Consider the following 16008-nt stretch of genomic DNA (forward strand, 5'->3'; position numbering starts at 1 on the left):
CAATCTTCTATTTTTTTAGTGCTTCTTTTATGTTTCTGCCTTTAATTTGCAGCATTTCAAGGGTTTCGGCGTTGTATTCAACTTTGATGATATTGTTATTGTGGTTCAATTTAAGTTCATAGACCCAAATATCATCATCTTCTTCAAGCTCGACATGAATGATCCGACCGTTTAAGTCACGCTCTACCGCCGCAAACATTTCAGAAAATGGGCGAACATAGCCTTTTTGTACAGCGTCGTAGACCTCATCTTGGTCTTCTTCGAACTCGATTCGCGTACCAGGCTTATGCACGTCTTGAACTAGCGCATGTCCATCTTCATCATGATGCTTCTTAGCCAATGTTGGAAATGAAACAAAGACGCACGCCAATATGGCTGTCAGACTTACTAACGGACGCTTCAACATAATCTTACCTTCTTGAAATTACTGTGAGTCAGTATACGTGTTGATAGATGAACACCAAATGAATTAGCTCTTAGTTGGTTAACTCGTCAGCAAAAATCTTATCTCGCATTTTCCAGAATCGTCCTGACTTCCTTGCAATAACAAATTGAGGTGGACGGAATCGGTGTTGATTATTCACCACTTTAGTCGGTGAAGCGTCTTCAAAAGGCCTATGTTTGTCTGCTAGGTGAGGGCGAACAAACTGATCCTTGAAGCGTTGTTTCTGATTCTTCGTCGTCAATGACCAGAATTCACTCACTTGAGCCTGATTATCTCCAATGTAAGAGACTTTTAAGCTGCTTTTCCCTTTGTCATCTTTGTGAACGCTTAAAGCCATTTCTAAGCACTCAAAAACAAGAGCGTCTTTAAGGTTTAACGCCTCCTTAAGCTTCTTGTCTGGGTCAACCAAAGTGGCATCGCATTCATGGCAGATTCTCGCAGCGATATCGTTGTCGGCTCCACACTCTCCACAATACTTAGCTCTGAATCGGTAATCGCAGTGTTCACGTTCGCCAGTCTCTTCATCTTCAAAGAACCCTTGGCACTTGCGACCAAAATGTTCAAGTAGAAAACCGTTACTGTCTAGCTTTCCCCAAAAGTTGTTGTTGAAGCCGCAAGCAGGGCAGGGAATGGTGATGATCTCGCTGTCTGAATCGGGTTTGGCATCACCCACTTCAGGCTGATAGAGATCGTAGCTATTGCCTGCATAATCTAGAACTAAACATTCCTCTTTACCCGGAGATAGACGCAATCCGCGTCCAACAATTTGCTGATAAAGGCTAATCGACTCGGTTGGTCGTAATATGGCAATTAAATCAACGTGCGGCGCGTCAAAGCCCGTTGTCAGTACTGATACGTTGACAAGGTATTTAATTTTGCGCTCTTTAAAGTCTTGAATGATGGCATCACGTTCAGGTGTTGGCGTATCGCCGATCACGATGGCGGTTTGTCCTTCTGGTAGCAGGCCGAAAATTTCTTGAGCATGGCGAACAGTCGCAGCAAAAATCATAATACCTTGCTTACCGGTAGACATAAGAATGATTTGCTCGACGATTTGTGGTGTTGCACGTTTCGCCTTATCAATCACCATATCCATTTCCGACTCTTTGTAGCGACCCGTATTCGCGGGCTTGAGCTGAGAAAAGTCATAGCTCAGTACGGGCGCATCCATCATGCGTGCTGGAGTAAGAAATTTTTCATCCAGTAAGTAGCGAATAGGCAGCTCAAATATGCAGTCGCGGAAGAAGCGTGGTTCCTCACTGCGAACTAGTCCGCGTGTGTGGTATTGGTAAATCCAGCCCATGCCTAAACGGTAAGGTGTGGCAGTGAGCCCAAGCACTTTTATGCCTGCATTTTGCTCGCGCAAATGGTTGATGACTTTTTGGTAGCTGGTGTTCTTGTCGTCGGGCACTCGATGACATTCGTCGATGACCAAAAGTGAAAATTGGTTTTTAAACTGATCGAGGTTGCGCACGACAGATTGCACTGAAGCAAAAACGACTTGCTGGTCGGTTTCTTTACGACCTAACCCCGCTGAAAATATCGAGCCTTTCAGTCCGTATCCTTCGTATTTTTGATGGTTTTGCTCGACGAGTTCCTTTACATGAGCAAGCACCAATACACGCCCTTTGGCCAAGCGAGCCAGCTCAGCGATAACTAAGCTTTTACCTGCGCCTGTTGGGAGTACCAACACAGCGGGTGACGAGTGTTTTCGAAAATAATGAATGACCGCTTTGACGGAGTCAGCCTGATAAGGACGGAGTGTATACATAAAATGTGTGAAATAGCTCAACTATTTAGTCTAGTCGCACTATAATACCCCACCTAGCAAAGATGAGGTATTCATGCGTTTAGATAAATATCTATGTGATGCACTTGGGGCAACACGTAAAGAAGCAACAAAAATCATTAAAAGTGGTGATGTTACCGTCAATGACGTGGTGCAGAAAAGTGGCGCGACTAAAGTGACTGAAGAGTGCACGGTAGAATGGCAAGGCCGAGAGATTCAAAAGCCGGGCCCTCGCTACATTATGCTTTTTAAGCCAGATGGTTTTGTTTGTTCGCATGAAGATGGTTTCAACCAGACGGCATTTATGTTGTTAGATGAAGTCAAAATGGAAGACTTGCACTTTGCTGGTCGCCTTGATGTTGATACTACGGGTCTTGTTTTGATTACTGATGATGGCCAATGGTCGCACCGAATCACTTCGCCTAAACACAAGTGTGAGAAAACTTACCGAGTGTGGCTGGTTGATCCGCTCCAAGCGGATTATGCAGAGAAGTTTGCCGAAGGTATTCAATTAAGAAATGAAAAAGGTTTGACCCTGCCTGCGAAGTTAGAAGTGGTAGATGAAGACGAGAAAGAAGTGTTACTGACCATCACCGAAGGTAAGTACCACCAAGTGAAGCGTATGTTTGCTGCACTTGGCAATAAAGTTGAGCATCTTCACCGTGAGCGCATTGGTGAAATCGAGCTATGCGAAACCTTAGAACCGGGTGAATATCGCTATTTAACTCAAGAAGAAATTGACTCTGTTTGGAATTAATTCTTTATTGAGGAAATACTTTATTTCCATCTAGGAACTAGTCTTTTAGACAGAATTGATTGAATATAGATCGATTCAATTCAGGTCTGTTAACTGCATAAAGGCAGCAGTCCATAGCACTTTTAGTGCTCATTTATTCTGTTTGGTTGCAGCACGGAAGCTGCATCTGATTCGCAACCGAGTAGGAGATTTATGTCTGAGAGAACCTTAGATCAAACCAAGGCCCCACAAATCAGTTTTCTGTTATTCCTTGTTTTGGGTGCCATTGGTGCATTAACCCCATTAGCTATTGATATGTACCTGCCTGCAATGCCAACGATCGCCAGAGATCTTGGTGTTGCTGAAGGGGCGGTGCAAATTACGTTAACTGCTTATACCGCTGGATTTGCGTTAGGTCAGTTGATTCATGGGCCATTAGCCGATAGTTATGGTCGTCGTCCGGTTTTAATTCTGGGAGTGCTCTTCTTTGGGCTTGCAGCTGTAGTGAGTGCCACAACAACCGGTATTGAAGCGTTAACTTGGGTCCGAACGGCGCAAGGCTTTGCAGGCGCTGCTGCTGCGGTGATTATTCAAGCCGTTGTTCGAGACATGTTTGACCGCGAAGACTTTGCCCGTGCGATGTCGTTCGTCACATTAGTCATTACCATCGCGCCACTTATCGCCCCTATGATTGGTGGATATGTTGCGGTGTGGTTCGGTTGGCGTGCGATTTTCTGGATTCTGGCAGCATTCTCTGTTGTCGTTATTTGCTTAGTGCTGTGGAAGATTCCAGAAACGTTAAGCGCTGAGAACAAGCAGCCATTTCGAATTCGTAATACGTTACGTAATTATATCAAACTGGCGAAAAACCCTGTGGCGATGGGGCTGATTTTTTCAGGAGCATTTTCGTTTGCTGGGATGTTTGCCTTTTTAACGGCCGGTTCCTTCGTCTACATTGATATTTATGGTGTGCGGCCAGAGCAGTTCGGTTATCTGTTTGGTTTGAACATTGTCGCGATGATCATAATGACAAGCATCAACGGGCGACTGGTTAAGAAGGTCGGCTCACATACTATGTTGCGTTTTGGACTGATTGTTCAACTCATTGCGGGTATTGGTTTGTTTGTTACTTGGCTGTTAGATGCGGGCCTATGGGGAACGGTTATTTTTGTTGTGATGTTTATTGGTACATTATCGACAATTGGTAGTAACTCAATGGGACTGTTGTTAAGTGGCTACCCAACGATGGCGGGAACCGCGTCTTCGTTGGCAGGAACTCTGCGCTTTGGTACAGGTTCAGTTATTGGTGCTGTCGTGGCAATGATGCCTGGCGGTGTAACATGGCCGATGATTACAGTGATGAGTGCATGCTCAGTCATCTCTGCGGCTTGTTATTGGATATTTGGAAGAAAGGCGTAATGTCTGAGTATACGGTAGAAATACAAAAATTAGTGAATAAGGCTCTAGAAGAGATTACCAATGAGCATAAAGCTGGCAAACTCACTAATGGGCCAACAGCAAACAACCTCTATTTGGTTCGTTGGATTACTAAAGCCATTAAGTCACAACAGTTTCCACGTGTTGTGGCGGACGATTTAATCCGTTGGCAGAAGACGGGGCGCTCAAAGGGCAACAATGCGGGCTTAATGCAGACGTTTCAGCGTATTTCTAAGTTTTATGCTCAGTTTTTCCCTCAAGGCCAAGAAGATCGCATTGTTAAAGACTATGAGATCAATAACTTCATCGACATGATGGAAGAGCAGGGTTGGGAAGTAACAACCTCGGAAGAACTGGTTGGCTGCGGGAAAGTGCAAATCTTTACTGAGGGACCAAATTCTCTTGCCATGTGTACAGAGCAGTGTGAAAGCAGCTTTGATGGTGAAGATATGATCAAACCAATGAGTTGGTTTGTGCGTGGTCACCATGCTGATTTTGTTGAGAAAGCGTCTGCGGCCGGCTTTATGGTTCATAAGGTGACGGACTATAAATCCAACGTAAAATATCACGGTGAATACTTAGTCTTTCCAGCCAACCGAGGCGACCGATTAGCAGAGATACCACTCAGTTTAACGGTGTAAAATACCTAAGAAAATGCATCGACAAGAGCTTCTATTGTGGAAGCTCTTTTGCTTTTTTAACGATGGCTTTGACCATGCCTTTAAAGATGAAAAGGTGAGCTGGCATCATCGCAAACCAGTACAAAAGACCTCTAAAGCCTTGCGGGTGCCACCACGCGGTGACGGTTAGTTTTCTTTTCTCTCCCAAATCCTCAATCAAAAACTCTAAGCGGCCTAAACCGGGGCCCTTCATACCAAACAGCAATGAGATGAAGTGATTTTGTTCACATCGAATCACTTTCCAAGAATCGATATGGTCTCCAACCTGTAACTCAGGACCAGGAGGAGAGCGTCTAATGGGTTTTCCACCACCAAAGAAGATATCGAGCCACTCTCGGGTACGCCAAAGAGTATTAGCAAAGAAGTATCCCTCTTTTCTACTGCCTATTTGCTTGACGAGTTTCCATAGCTGAGCGGAAGAGAGTTCGGTTTCTATTTCGGCGCCAGTCTGTTTTGGATAATACCCATAGCCCGGCTGCCAGCGAGAGAGGGCAGCAGGGTCAAAGCCCCAAACATTACTTCGAACAAATTTACCTTCTTGCTCAATACTGTTTGTAACCATTTGGTTGAACGTGATGAGAGGCTGGGGGTATTTACGATCAATGGCTTGGTTATCAGCGATGAAATCATGCTCTAGCCCTGACAATAACGCGGCCCCGATACTTGATGGGACGGAAGTCACCACGCCAAGCCATTGCGAAGCCATCTTAGGAGTTAACAGGGAAGTAGGCCAAATTGAGATAGGCTTTTTGATTGTATTCGCGATGACTTGGAACTGCTGTCGATAGCTGAGTGTATCCGGTCCGCCCACTTCATAGAGCTGATGTTGTGTTGGCGATTCTTCGGCAACAGATAACAAATAGTGATTGAGGTTTTCTAGCGCAATGGGATTTGCTTTGGATTCGACCCACTTTGGTGTAATGAGAATCGGCATGTTGTAAACAAAGTCACGCATGATTTCAAACGCCGCAGAACCCGGGCCGATGATCACCCCAGCTCGAAGCTCAGTGATCGGTACGCCTGATTTGCGAATAATATCTCCTGTCATTCGGCGTGCTTTAAGGTGGCTAGAATCACCAGTTTGCGGCTGAATCGCACTTAGGTAAATCACATGCTTCACGGTGCTCTGGGTTAGGGCATTGTTAAAATTCTCGGCTAGTGAAATTTCGTAGTTTAAGAAATCGTGCCCATGCGCCATGCCGTGGACCAGAAAATAGATAAGGTCGAAATGCGGGATCAATTCTTTAGTTGCAGCCTCGTCAGCAAGGTCGAGATAGCGTAGCGTTAGGTTTGGATGAGGCTCAACACGGGCTTTAAGGTAGTCAATCTGCCTAGCGGCCGCAGTAACATGATAGCCTCGATCACATAGCTGAGATAGGAGTTGTGAGCCTACGTATCCAGAAGCACCCAAAACCAGCACATTTTTCATCCCTAATCCCTGTGGTTTTTATGGTTTCATATTCCGACTGATCATATAATAGTCGACTCATTTTTTCTCTCTTTTCATACTGTTGCATTTTGAGGTGCGCGATTGATAACTCTTTCCCAAGTCTTAACCCATACCCGTGGTGATTTCATTAGGCGCTTGATTGCGATAGCTCTGCCGATTACTTTACAAAGTATCATGTTTTCTAGCCGAAGCTTGGTAGACGTATTGATGCTAGGTCAGCTTGGTGAAGCTGAAATCGCTGCGGTTGGTGTTGCTGCTCGTGCCACTTTTGTTACTACGATTATGCTGGTTGGGGTCACTACAGGAGGCGCTCTGCTTACTGCCCAATATTGGGGAGCGAGTGATCGCAAGGGGGTACGGGAAAGTACTGCGCTGACTTGGCTCGTATGTATGGTTTTTGCCGCAATAACTGCTTTGCTGTTTATTCTGTTTCCAACTCAGGTGATGGGCTTAGCAACCAATGATCCAGAAGTGATTCAGTTAGGTGCTGAATACTTAGTGATCACCTCAGTAAGTATGTTTGCAGTTGCGTGCGTTGCCAGTATGGCGGTCGGACTAAGAGCGATGCACAAACCAGGCCTTAGTACCTTCTTCAGCGGCATCGGGATTCTCTCCAACATCTTTCTTAACTGGGTATTCATTTTTGGTAAGTTGGGTGTGCCAGCCATGGGTATTAAAGGGGCGGCTATTGCGACTGTGTTAAGTGGCGCAATAGAAGTTGTGACCTTGTTTGGCTACTTGTATGCCAAAAAGCACCTGCTTGCGTTTAGTCTGTACGATATTCGCAATGTGCTGGAGTGGACACGCGTCATCAAGTTTTTGAAGTTATCGCTCCCAACCACATTTAACTTTCTTGCTTGGTCAGGTGGCTTATTCGCCTACCATGCCATTATGGGGCAATCTGGCGTACAAGGTTTGGCGGCATTGTCAGTGATGTCGCCGGTAGAGTCGATCGCGCTGGCTTTGTTGATTGGGATGTCAAACGCTGCCGCTGTGTTAGTCGGCAACCAAATTGGGGCTAAGAAATACGATGAAGTGTATTACCAAGCAATTGGGGTAACGATACTTAGTGTCCTTGTCGGCGTTGTCGTAGCTGGTGTGCTTTATCTGGTTCAAGGTTTGGTTTTAGATGCGTTTAGTGCGCTTACTGCAGAAACCCGAGCTCTGTCGGAGAAATTCATGCTGGTGCTGAGTGTCGGCATTATCCTTCGATCTGTACCTATGATGACCATTGTTGGCGTACTTCGAGCTGGGGGGGACGTCAAGTTCTGTTTATATCAAGACCTTGTCGCGCAATGGCTAGTTGGTATTCCTATAGCCGCTTTTGCTGCGATTGGGTTAGGCTGGAAGCCTGAATGGATTTATGTGCTGTTTTTGACTGAAGAGGTCATTAAGTGGTTCGCGTCTCTCTATCGCATGCAAACGCGTAAATGGATTCGAAATTTGATCGAAAATTAGACTTTGAACGTAAGTTTATAGTGTTTCGATGCATATCTTGTGATCTAGTATCCAAAATACTTTCTTGATTCGCCGATTTAGTGTAGATTCACATTCCTATTTTTAAGGTTTTCGAGAGTATAGATGTTACAACTAACAGACCTATGTAAGGGCTATGTAGATGGCGGTGAGTTTCACCCCGTTTTACAAGGTGCTGAGTTGTCATTAAAGCAAGGTGAACAGATTGCGTTAATGGGGGAGAGTGGCTCTGGAAAGAGTACTTTGCTTAACTTGATTGCCGGCTTAGATACCGTAGACTCTGGTGAGGTTGTGTTCCCTAAGTTCTCAATGCATGAAGTCGCGGAAACCAAACGTACTGCCTATCGTCGAAACAATATTGGTCTCATCTTTCAGCAGTTTAACCTTCTTCCTACCCTAAATATTGCCGACAACATTCGCTTTTGTCGGCAGCTCAAAGGTCTTCCTGAAGATTCTGGGCTTTGGCGACAAATTCTCTCTGCACTTGATCTGATGCCTCTATTGGGTCGCTATCCAGAAGAGGTGTCTGGTGGTCAGCAGCAAAGGGCAGCCATTGCACGTGCGCTATACATGGAACCAAAGATTCTATTGGCAGACGAACCAACAGGTAGCTTAGATGAACGCAACGCCGAAGCGGTGATGCGCCTTCTAACCACGTTGACCAAACAGCTCGATTGTACCCTACTTTTAGTAACGCACAGTGAACGTGTAGCGGAACATATGGAAGGGAAAATAAGGCTACAAGGAGGACAGCTTCATGTTATGGCCCGTAGTTAAAGCGCTACTTGGTCATTACAGACGTTATCCTTTTCAAATCATTCTAGTTTGGCTTGGTCTTACTTTAGGTGTTTCTCTTCTTGTAGGTGTTAGCTCAATCAATAGCCATGCCCGTCAGAGCTATGAACATGGCGAAAAGCTCTTCTCTAATCCTCTTCCTTACCGAATTCGTCCCAAGCACGCAGCAAACAAGATCCCTCAAGGCTTCTATGTTCAATTGCGCCGAGATGGCTTTCACCAATGTGCGCCATTTGAAAGTTTACGCATAAGGACGGCCAACGGAACCGACTTAATGTTGGTTGGTATCGATCCTGTTGCGATGATCGAGTTTGAATCTGGCTCTTTGCTCGATGACATTTCTTCTCTTGCACTAATGAAGCCGCCATTCCCTGTGCTGGTCAGCTCTGATCTCGCGCTGCATATGAAATGGAACAATGGCGACTTTATCCGATTAAACGATGGCAGTGCTCTTGGTCCTATTAGTATTGATACCGAAAGGCGATTGAACGGTACACGTATTGTCGCGGATATGTCTTTACTCAGGATGATCGAACGTAGCTCGGGAATTTCGGTGATCGCTTGTGCGGATATGCCCCGAGAGAAAATCGCCAGATTGAAGTCTGTGTTGCCCAATGGCATGGTGCTGAGTCGAAGCTCTCGTGCTGAACTAGAATCACTAACAGAAGCGTTCCATTTGAACTTGAGTGCAATGGGGATGCTGGCATTCTTAGTCGGGTTGTTTATCTTCTATCAAGCCATGTCGATGACTCTTACGCAGCGTCAGCCTCTAGTTGGTAACCTCAGGCAGATGGGAGTGTCGGGTTGGCAGTTAGCACAGGCGTTGCTGCTTGAACTGTTTGCACTAGTCTTTGTTGGTTGGTTATGCGGCAATATTTTAGGCATGTTACTGGCTAATCAGCTGATACCAACGGTATCTGCCAGCTTAGGTGACTTGTATGATACCAATATTGGGTTGTCGATAGCTTGGGACTGGCGTTCGAGCCTATATAGCTTTTATCTTTCGTTAGCAGGAGCGATAGTGGCTTGCGCTTGGCCTTTAGTTCGCTTGCTACGATCTCAACCAAGCCGATTGACGACTCGATTATCTCTGGTTCGATTTGCTGGCGCTGAGTTTACCATTCAAGCGCTGATTGCTTGTGCATGTTGCGTGGCAGCGATTGCTCTTTACCAAGCTCCGCAAACTCAAGAGACAGGCTTTGCAATTATTGCATTAATGCTGCTGAGTGTGGCGCTCTTTACGCCTTATATTATCTGGAAAGTGTTTGAAAGCTTGTCCTACTCTTTGCGTTGGGTGAAGGTACGTTGGTTCTTTGCTGACGCGGCGGCGAGCATGAGTTACCGTGGCGTTGCGACCATGGCGTTTATGTTAGCAATGGCAGCCAATATTGGTGTAGAGACTATGGTTGGCAGCTTCCGAGATACAACGGATAAATGGTTAACTCAGCGATTAGCGGCGGACTTATACATCTACCCAAATAATAGTGCAGCGGCGCGCATGAGCACTTGGCTAACCAAACAGCCGGAAGTGGACTCAGTATGGTGGCGCTGGGAAAAGGATATATCGACCGACAAAGGTGCGTTACAAGTCGTCAGCACTGGAGCATCAGAAGGGGAGCTTGATGCCCTGACGGTTAAATTGGGTATTCCTAACTATTGGTATCATCTGCATCATTCAAAAGGGGTGATGATCAGTGAATCTATGGCCCTGAAACTTGGTATTCGCCCCGGTGATTACATCGACTTAACCGGTAAACTCGGTTCCGGTTGGCAGGTTGTAGGCGTCTATTACGACTATGGTAATCCGTACAATCAAGTCTTGTTGTCCCATCGCAATTGGCTTTATGCCTTTGCTGGAAGTGGCTCTGTTGCCCTCGGTGCTGTCTTGAATGACGGTGTAAACCCGATTGGTCTCAAACGGCGTCTAGAGACTATCTTCAGGCTCGATGCCGAACGAATTTTTGACAACAGTCATATTCATAGTCAGGCGATGAGAGTTTTTGATCGCACTTTCTCTATCGCAGATACCCTAGGTAACATTACGCTTGTGATTGCCGTGTTTGGCATTTTCTTTGCGACTGTTGCTGGTGAGGTCTCACGACAAAAGCATATTTCTTTGCTGCGCTGCTTAGGTATGTCTGGAAGAGAGTTGATTTTGATGGGCGGTTTGCAGCTGTTTGTGTTTGGAGCAATAGCGATGCTCATTGCCATGCCGTTAGGATTAGCACTAGCGAACTTAGTGGTTGATATCGTCATTAAACAATCTTTTGGTTGGACCTTAGAGGTTCAATTTATTCCGACGGAATATCTACATTCTGGCGCTTTAGCCATGCTTTCATTGATGGTCGCAGGTGCTATTCCAGTGTTAAGAATGGTTCGTAACACGCCGATGAAATCATTAAGAGATTCGCTATAGATGAGCAGCAGAAGTAAAAGAATACTTGTGGTGTTGTTCATCACGTTGGCTTTAGGTGCGTTTGCGCTAGTCGCACTGCATGAATACAACGTCACTAGCAAAAATAATGTGGCGCGAACAAGCGAAGTTAGCTCAGTTTTGGTCTCTAAGCCGACTCAGGTGTTTGAGCCTGTTCTACCCGATAATCCTGTTGTTATTCCACGTGACTTTGCATTCCACAATGAGTATCAGCATGGCTGGTGGCATTTTTTCGCTAATGTTGAAGATCAACATGGAGAAAAATACGGTATTCAGTGGAGCTACTTTAGAATAGCGTCCAACGATAGCAATATGTCGGGTTGGCTAAGCCCTCAACTTTTTATTTCTCATGTTGTCGTTTCCAATAAAGATAAAGTATGGCGCGAGCAACGTGTCGCTCGTGGCGGAATTGGACAGGCAGGAATGACGTCCAAGCCATTCCGTCTCTGGATAGACAATTGGTTCTGGCGCTCACTAGGCCGTACTCCGTTTCCAGGACTATTAGACGCGCAGACAGATACGTTTAAAGTGCGTTTAAAGGCGATAACACGTGGTCCATTTGTAATTCCTAGAGAGCGTGGGTATGTGGTCAAACATGACTTACTGCCTATTGCCTCACATAACTTAACAGCACCATTTCTAGCCGTTGAAGGCCAGTTAGAACTAGCTCCCCATAATGTGATTGATGTTAAGGGCACTGGATGGATGAGCAAAGAGTGGGGTAGCGGGTTACTTGCTGAAGACCAACAGGGCTGGGATTGGTTTGTGTTCCACTTGGATGATGAAACCACACTTTCAATCAACCGTTACCGTCACGACAGCCAACTGCCTTATGTGTTTGGTACGTTAGCCACCAACGATGGGAAAGTCGTAACCCTGTATAACGAAGATATCGAAGTGTTGCCGCTGAAAGAAGAAGTACTAGCAAATGGTAAAATCATTCCAATGAGTTGGATGATCAATATTCCTCACTTGTCGATCAGTCTCGAAACTCAAGCTATGAACAACAACTTATGGTTACCGTTTGTGCTGCCATATTGGGAAGGACCAATAACTACCACAGGCAGTCATAACGCCCAAGGTTTTATGCAACTGACTGGGTATTGAGTCAAAGGAGCGTTGAGCTCTGTGATATAAAAGCCACTTCTTATCTGATGAGAAGTGGCTTTTTGTATTTTATGTGGAATTTCCGATACTTTGCCTATAATGAAACAGAGAAATGAGGTGAACTTTTAAAAGTGTGTATCGGAAAAACCGAAAGATATAATCTAAACAATCGATTTTTCCTGATGTAGCCAACTCTATAAACTCAACTGTATTCATTGTTAATCGCTTATTAACATAATAAATATAAGGACAATATCATGAGTGATATTATTCGCGATTTTTTCAAACTAGAATCTGCCGGAGGCATTCTACTAGTTATTGCTGCTGCAATCGCTATGACAATCGCAAACACCTCTCTTAACGATGCGTACCAAGGGTTTTTACACACTTATGTGTTTGGTATGTCGGTTTCACACTGGATCAACGATGGTTTGATGGCAGTCTTCTTCTTATTGATTGGTCTTGAAGTTAAGCGTGAGCTACTTGAAGGCGCTCTAAAATCAAAAGAAACCGCTATCTTCCCAGCGATTGCTGCGGTTGGCGGAATGGTTGCGCCGGCGTTGGTTTACTTGATGTTCAACTATGGTGACGCGCAAGCGGTTCAAGGTTGGGCAATTCCTGCTGCAACTGACATTGCTTTTGCATTGGGTATCATGGCGCTTCTTGGTAAGCGCGTACCTGTGAGCCTGAAAGTGTTCTTACTTGCTCTGGCGATTATTGATGACTTAGGTGTAGTCGTTATTATTGCCCTGTTCTATACAGGTGACCTATCTACTACTGCATTGGCGGTTGGCTTTGCGATGACCGCGGCACTGTTCATGCTCAACGCTAAGAAGGTGACTAAGCTCACGCCGTATATAATTGTTGGTGCGATCTTGTGGTTTGCAGTATTGAAATCGGGTGTTCACGCAACGTTAGCAGGCGTGGTTATTGGTTTCGCAATTCCTTTAAAAGGTAATAAAGGCGAGCATTCACCACTTAAGCATATGGAGCACGCACTACACCCATACGTAGCGTTTGGTATTCTTCCATTATTCGCATTCGCTAACGCAGGTATTTCGTTAGAAGGCGTGTCGATGGACGGTTTGACTTCGATGCTGCCTCTAGGTATCGCGCTTGGTCTATTGGTTGGTAAACCGCTTGGTATCTACTCATTTAGTTGGCTTGCTGTGAAATCAGGTGTAGCTAAACTGCCTGAAGGTATTACTTTCCGTCATATCTTTGCAGTATCCGTCCTGTGTGGTATCGGCTTTACGATGTCTATCTTCATCTCGTCACTGGCTTTCGGTCAAGTGAACGCAGAGTTTGATACTTATGCTCGATTGGGTATCTTGATGGGCTCGACGACAGCCGCCCTGCTAGGTTACTTCTTACTGCATATCTCGCTGCCAAAGAAGAGCGTAAGTGTTGAGAGTAACGCACAGGTCAAATCTCAGCACTAAAGACCAAACAACAGTAATTAGAAAGCGCCCTACAACGGGCGCTTTTTGTATCGAGTGGATAAGTTATTTTTCGATAACGGTAAAAATAGTCCACTCTTCGATCACCTCTTCTTTCAAACCTACTACCGTTGCAGTTACACGACGGTTTAATGCATGTGAAGTTTCATCTTCACCCTCCGATTCAAGCCTTGTTTCTCCATATCCAACGATGGTAACTCTGCTAGGTTCGGTTCCATAGGAAAGTAGTTCGTCTTCAACTGCATGCGCGCGTTTCTTTGATAGCTCTAAGTTGTACTCAGGGGTACCGATTTTACTCGCGTAGCCCTGAATTTGAATTGAGGCCGACTTATAGCGCTCTAAAAACTCAGCCATTGTTTGAATCTGATCTGAGAAAATAGGATTTATTTCATAAGAGTCATTGGCAAATAAGATACGAAGCTGGCGCTCCTCTTCTTCAAACAGGGCTGCACCACAGCCTTCATTGTCTACCTGCGCGCCCGTCGGTGTACCAGGGCAGATATCACGAGCATTGACCACACCATCTCTGTCATCATCGGTAAGGTCAGAGATTTGGTTAGCAACAGGTGTTTCGATGTAGTCATACTCATCATCGGCGATCACCGTACTAATAGGAATGAAAGCCATAAGGGTAAATGGGATAAACTGTTTAACTTTCATATTAATACTCCACTCGCTCAGTCCACTCTTCAGGCGTATCTACTAGCAGCGCATCGAGTAGGTTGCCAGTTGCGTTCATCACGCGATACTTGGCGTATTGTTCAGCATAGTGTGCGTCTAAGTAGTCTTTCCTAGCTTCAAACAACTCGTTTTCTGTATTGAGCAAGTCAAGTAAGGTTCGTTGGCCAATTCGATATTGTTTTTCGTAGGCAATGACAGTTTCAGAGGCAGAATCTACATGGTCAGCGAGGAAGTTCTTTTGTTGCAAGGTGAGGTCTAATGCACTCCAAGACAAGCGAAGGCTTTCTTCAACTTGGCGATAAGCGTTATCACGTAAGTCTTTCGCTTGATTGAGTTGGTAAGCGGCTCGTTCCGAGAGGTCACTGTCAGAGCCACCATTGTATAGGTTGTAGCGCATTCGAAGCATAGCTAGAGTTTCTTCACTGCGACCTCTGTCGCCACCAGCATCATCTCGCCATGTCTGACTCGCTTCAATTGAGAAGGTAGGGTAATAGTTTCCTTTTGACTGTTTGTATTGAAAACGCGCTGAGTCCACATCAACCATCGAGACTTTAATGACAGGATGTTTCTCGAAGGCATCAACGAGGGCATCTTGCAAAGAGAGAGGCAGTTTAGTCTCATCCGCTCTTGGGTAGATTAATCCCAATGGCTGTTGTCCGACTAGACGCGTGAACTGAGTATGGGTATCGACCAAGTTATTCTGTGCAGCGAGTAGATTACCGTGAGCCTTAGCAATCCTTGCCTCTACTTGTGACACATCAGCAGTCGAACCAATGCCTGATTGGGCTCGTCGCTGAATATCGCGGTAAATCTCTTTGTGAACGGCTAAGTTGCTTTCCGAGAGAGCAAGAATTTCGGTGGCCTTCACCGCGTCTAGATAGACTTGAGTGACTTGCAGTGCGAGATCAGAGGCGTCAGCGAGTAGTTGGTAGCGGACAGATTCGGCATCAGCCGCGGTTCTATCCATATCATTTAGCGTCGCATTGCCGTCCCAAAGCAATTGAGTCAGGCTAAGTGTCGCTTCTTTTCTCGTAAGGTCTGTATCGTTTCTCCCTGTCGAATTGGCAGGGTCAATCCCCTCGTAGCCTATACCTGCATCCAAGTCCAAACTCGGCAGATATGCACCAGTCGATGCATCAGCTTGCTTCACTGCACTCTTAAACTCATTGAACGTACTTTTTAGTTCGGGGTTAGTGGCGAGTGTGATGGCGACTGCTTGTTCCAGAGTTTGCGAGTAAGCAGTAAAGCTCGCGAGAACCACACAGCTAGCTATAAGTGACTTTTTCAGGTTCAAGGGAGCCTCCTTAATATCCGCTAAGTCAATAGTCAATTATCGTAGGAGTACGACACCCCTACAGTAAGTACCAAAAGCTTAGCTGACGTATTCCAAAAGTGAGAATCTTTGTGCGAAATTACCCCGTTTATTTATTAGTAACTTATAAACTTTCGCATGGACTTTTTTGTTATTTACTAGAATGTCAATAGTGCGGCGTCTAGCTTTATAAGGTGTGGGAGTAC

At 45.4% G+C, this 16008-nt stretch carries 13 protein-coding genes; 8 read left to right on the forward strand and 5 right to left on the reverse strand.

Translation table 11 applies throughout. From position 1 onward, the window contains the following. Window positions 1-7: 7 nt before the first annotated feature. Entirely contained in the window at window positions 8-406 is a 399-nt protein-coding gene (locus AC6R00_RS22760; protein WP_500642047.1) for a PepSY domain-containing protein, read from the reverse strand. 70 nt (window positions 407-476) lie between these two features. Further along, window positions 477-2216 carry a DNA repair helicase RadD gene (gene radD, locus AC6R00_RS22765; protein WP_500642048.1) on the reverse strand — a complete coding sequence of 580 codons (1740 nt, stop codon included), beginning with the start codon at window positions 2214-2216 and terminating at the stop codon, window positions 477-479. Between the two features lie 73 nt (window positions 2217-2289). Here radD and rsuA point away from each other — a divergent pair, with 73 nt between their 5' ends. From rsuA to AC6R00_RS22780, 3 genes are all read left to right on the forward strand, one after another. Further along, window positions 2290-2991: a 16S rRNA pseudouridine(516) synthase RsuA gene (gene rsuA, locus AC6R00_RS22770; protein ID WP_171321597.1), complete on the forward strand. Its 702-nt coding sequence runs from the start codon at window positions 2290-2292 to the stop codon at window positions 2989-2991. Window positions 2992-3183: 192 nt separating this feature from the next. Then, entirely contained in the window at window positions 3184-4389 is a 1206-nt protein-coding gene (locus AC6R00_RS22775) for a Bcr/CflA family multidrug efflux MFS transporter (protein ID WP_500642049.1), read from the forward strand. Further along, window positions 4389-5048, forward strand: a complete 660-nt coding sequence (locus AC6R00_RS22780; protein ID WP_500642050.1) for a DUF2913 family protein — start codon at window positions 4389-4391, stop codon at window positions 5046-5048. The genes AC6R00_RS22775 and AC6R00_RS22780 overlap by 1 nt, the downstream gene beginning before the upstream one ends. Before the next feature lie 31 nt (window positions 5049-5079). On the opposite strand, the gene AC6R00_RS22785 is transcribed toward AC6R00_RS22780, so the two are convergent. Then, window positions 5080-6516 (reverse strand): DUF2867 domain-containing protein, encoded by a 1437-nt coding sequence (locus AC6R00_RS22785; RefSeq protein WP_500642051.1) that lies wholly within the window; start codon window positions 6514-6516, stop codon window positions 5080-5082. Window positions 6517-6618: 102 nt separating this feature from the next. On the opposite strand from AC6R00_RS22785, the gene AC6R00_RS22790 reads away from it, so the two are divergent. The 5 genes from AC6R00_RS22790 (at window position 6619) to nhaA (ending at window position 13791) form a co-directional block, all read left to right on the forward strand. Further along, window positions 6619-7995: an MATE family efflux transporter gene (locus tag AC6R00_RS22790; protein WP_500642052.1), complete on the forward strand. Its 1377-nt coding sequence runs from the start codon at window positions 6619-6621 to the stop codon at window positions 7993-7995. A gap of 123 nt (window positions 7996-8118) precedes the next feature. After that, entirely contained in the window at window positions 8119-8790 is a 672-nt protein-coding gene (locus tag AC6R00_RS22795; RefSeq protein WP_500642053.1) for an ABC transporter ATP-binding protein, read from the forward strand. Continuing rightward, the gene (locus tag AC6R00_RS22800; RefSeq protein WP_500642054.1) at window positions 8771-11224 is read left to right on the forward strand and encodes an ABC transporter permease; all 2454 of its coding nucleotides are present in this window, start codon (window positions 8771-8773) and stop codon (window positions 11222-11224) included. Before AC6R00_RS22795 ends, AC6R00_RS22800 begins: the two co-directional genes overlap by 20 nt. Further along, window positions 11225-12349, forward strand: coding sequence for a lipocalin-like domain-containing protein (locus tag AC6R00_RS22805; protein ID WP_500642055.1), 1125 nt, complete (start codon window positions 11225-11227; stop codon window positions 12347-12349). It begins immediately after the preceding gene. 257 nt (window positions 12350-12606) lie between these two features. After that, on the forward strand, window positions 12607-13791 hold the full coding sequence (nhaA, locus tag AC6R00_RS22810) for a Na+/H+ antiporter NhaA (RefSeq protein ID WP_500642056.1): 1185 nt from the start codon (window positions 12607-12609) through the stop codon (window positions 13789-13791). Between the two features lie 63 nt (window positions 13792-13854). Here nhaA and AC6R00_RS22815 read toward each other — a convergent pair whose 3' ends face one another. Both AC6R00_RS22815 and AC6R00_RS22820 read right to left on the reverse strand, forming a co-directional pair. Continuing rightward, window positions 13855-14436: an OmpA family protein gene (locus AC6R00_RS22815; RefSeq protein ID WP_500642233.1), complete on the reverse strand. Its 582-nt coding sequence runs from the start codon at window positions 14434-14436 to the stop codon at window positions 13855-13857. 34 nt (window positions 14437-14470) lie between these two features. Next, window positions 14471-15784, reverse strand: coding sequence for a TolC family outer membrane protein (locus AC6R00_RS22820; protein WP_500642057.1), 1314 nt, complete (start codon window positions 15782-15784; stop codon window positions 14471-14473). Window positions 15785-16008 lie beyond the last annotated feature (224 nt).

Source organism: Vibrio sp. R10-SF1-ISO8 (genome assembly GCF_059833805.1).

Bases quoted from the DNA above. Each gene is read 5' to 3' on its own strand.
- AC6R00_RS22760 (WP_500642047.1), bottom strand. From the start codon at position 406: ATGTTGAAGCGTCCGTTAGTAAGTCTGACAGCCATATTGGCGTGCGTC.
- radD (WP_500642048.1), bottom strand. From the start codon at position 2,216: ATGTATACACTCCGTCCTTATCAGGCTGACTCCGTCAAAGCGGTCATT.
- rsuA (WP_171321597.1), top strand. From the start codon at position 2,290: ATGCGTTTAGATAAATATCTATGTGATGCACTTGGGGCAACACGTAAA.
- AC6R00_RS22775 (WP_500642049.1), top strand. From the start codon at position 3,184: ATGTCTGAGAGAACCTTAGATCAAACCAAGGCCCCACAAATCAGTTTT.
- AC6R00_RS22780 (WP_500642050.1), top strand. From the start codon at position 4,389: ATGTCTGAGTATACGGTAGAAATACAAAAATTAGTGAATAAGGCTCTA.
- AC6R00_RS22785 (WP_500642051.1), bottom strand. From the start codon at position 6,516: ATGAAAAATGTGCTGGTTTTGGGTGCTTCTGGATACGTAGGCTCACAA.
- AC6R00_RS22795 (WP_500642053.1), top strand. From the start codon at position 8,119: ATGTTACAACTAACAGACCTATGTAAGGGCTATGTAGATGGCGGTGAG.
- AC6R00_RS22800 (WP_500642054.1), top strand. From the start codon at position 8,771: ATGTTATGGCCCGTAGTTAAAGCGCTACTTGGTCATTACAGACGTTAT.
- AC6R00_RS22805 (WP_500642055.1), top strand. From the start codon at position 11,225: ATGAGCAGCAGAAGTAAAAGAATACTTGTGGTGTTGTTCATCACGTTG.
- nhaA (WP_500642056.1), top strand. From the start codon at position 12,607: ATGAGTGATATTATTCGCGATTTTTTCAAACTAGAATCTGCCGGAGGC.
- AC6R00_RS22815 (WP_500642233.1), bottom strand. From the start codon at position 14,436: ATGGCTTTCATTCCTATTAGTACGGTGATCGCCGATGATGAGTATGAC.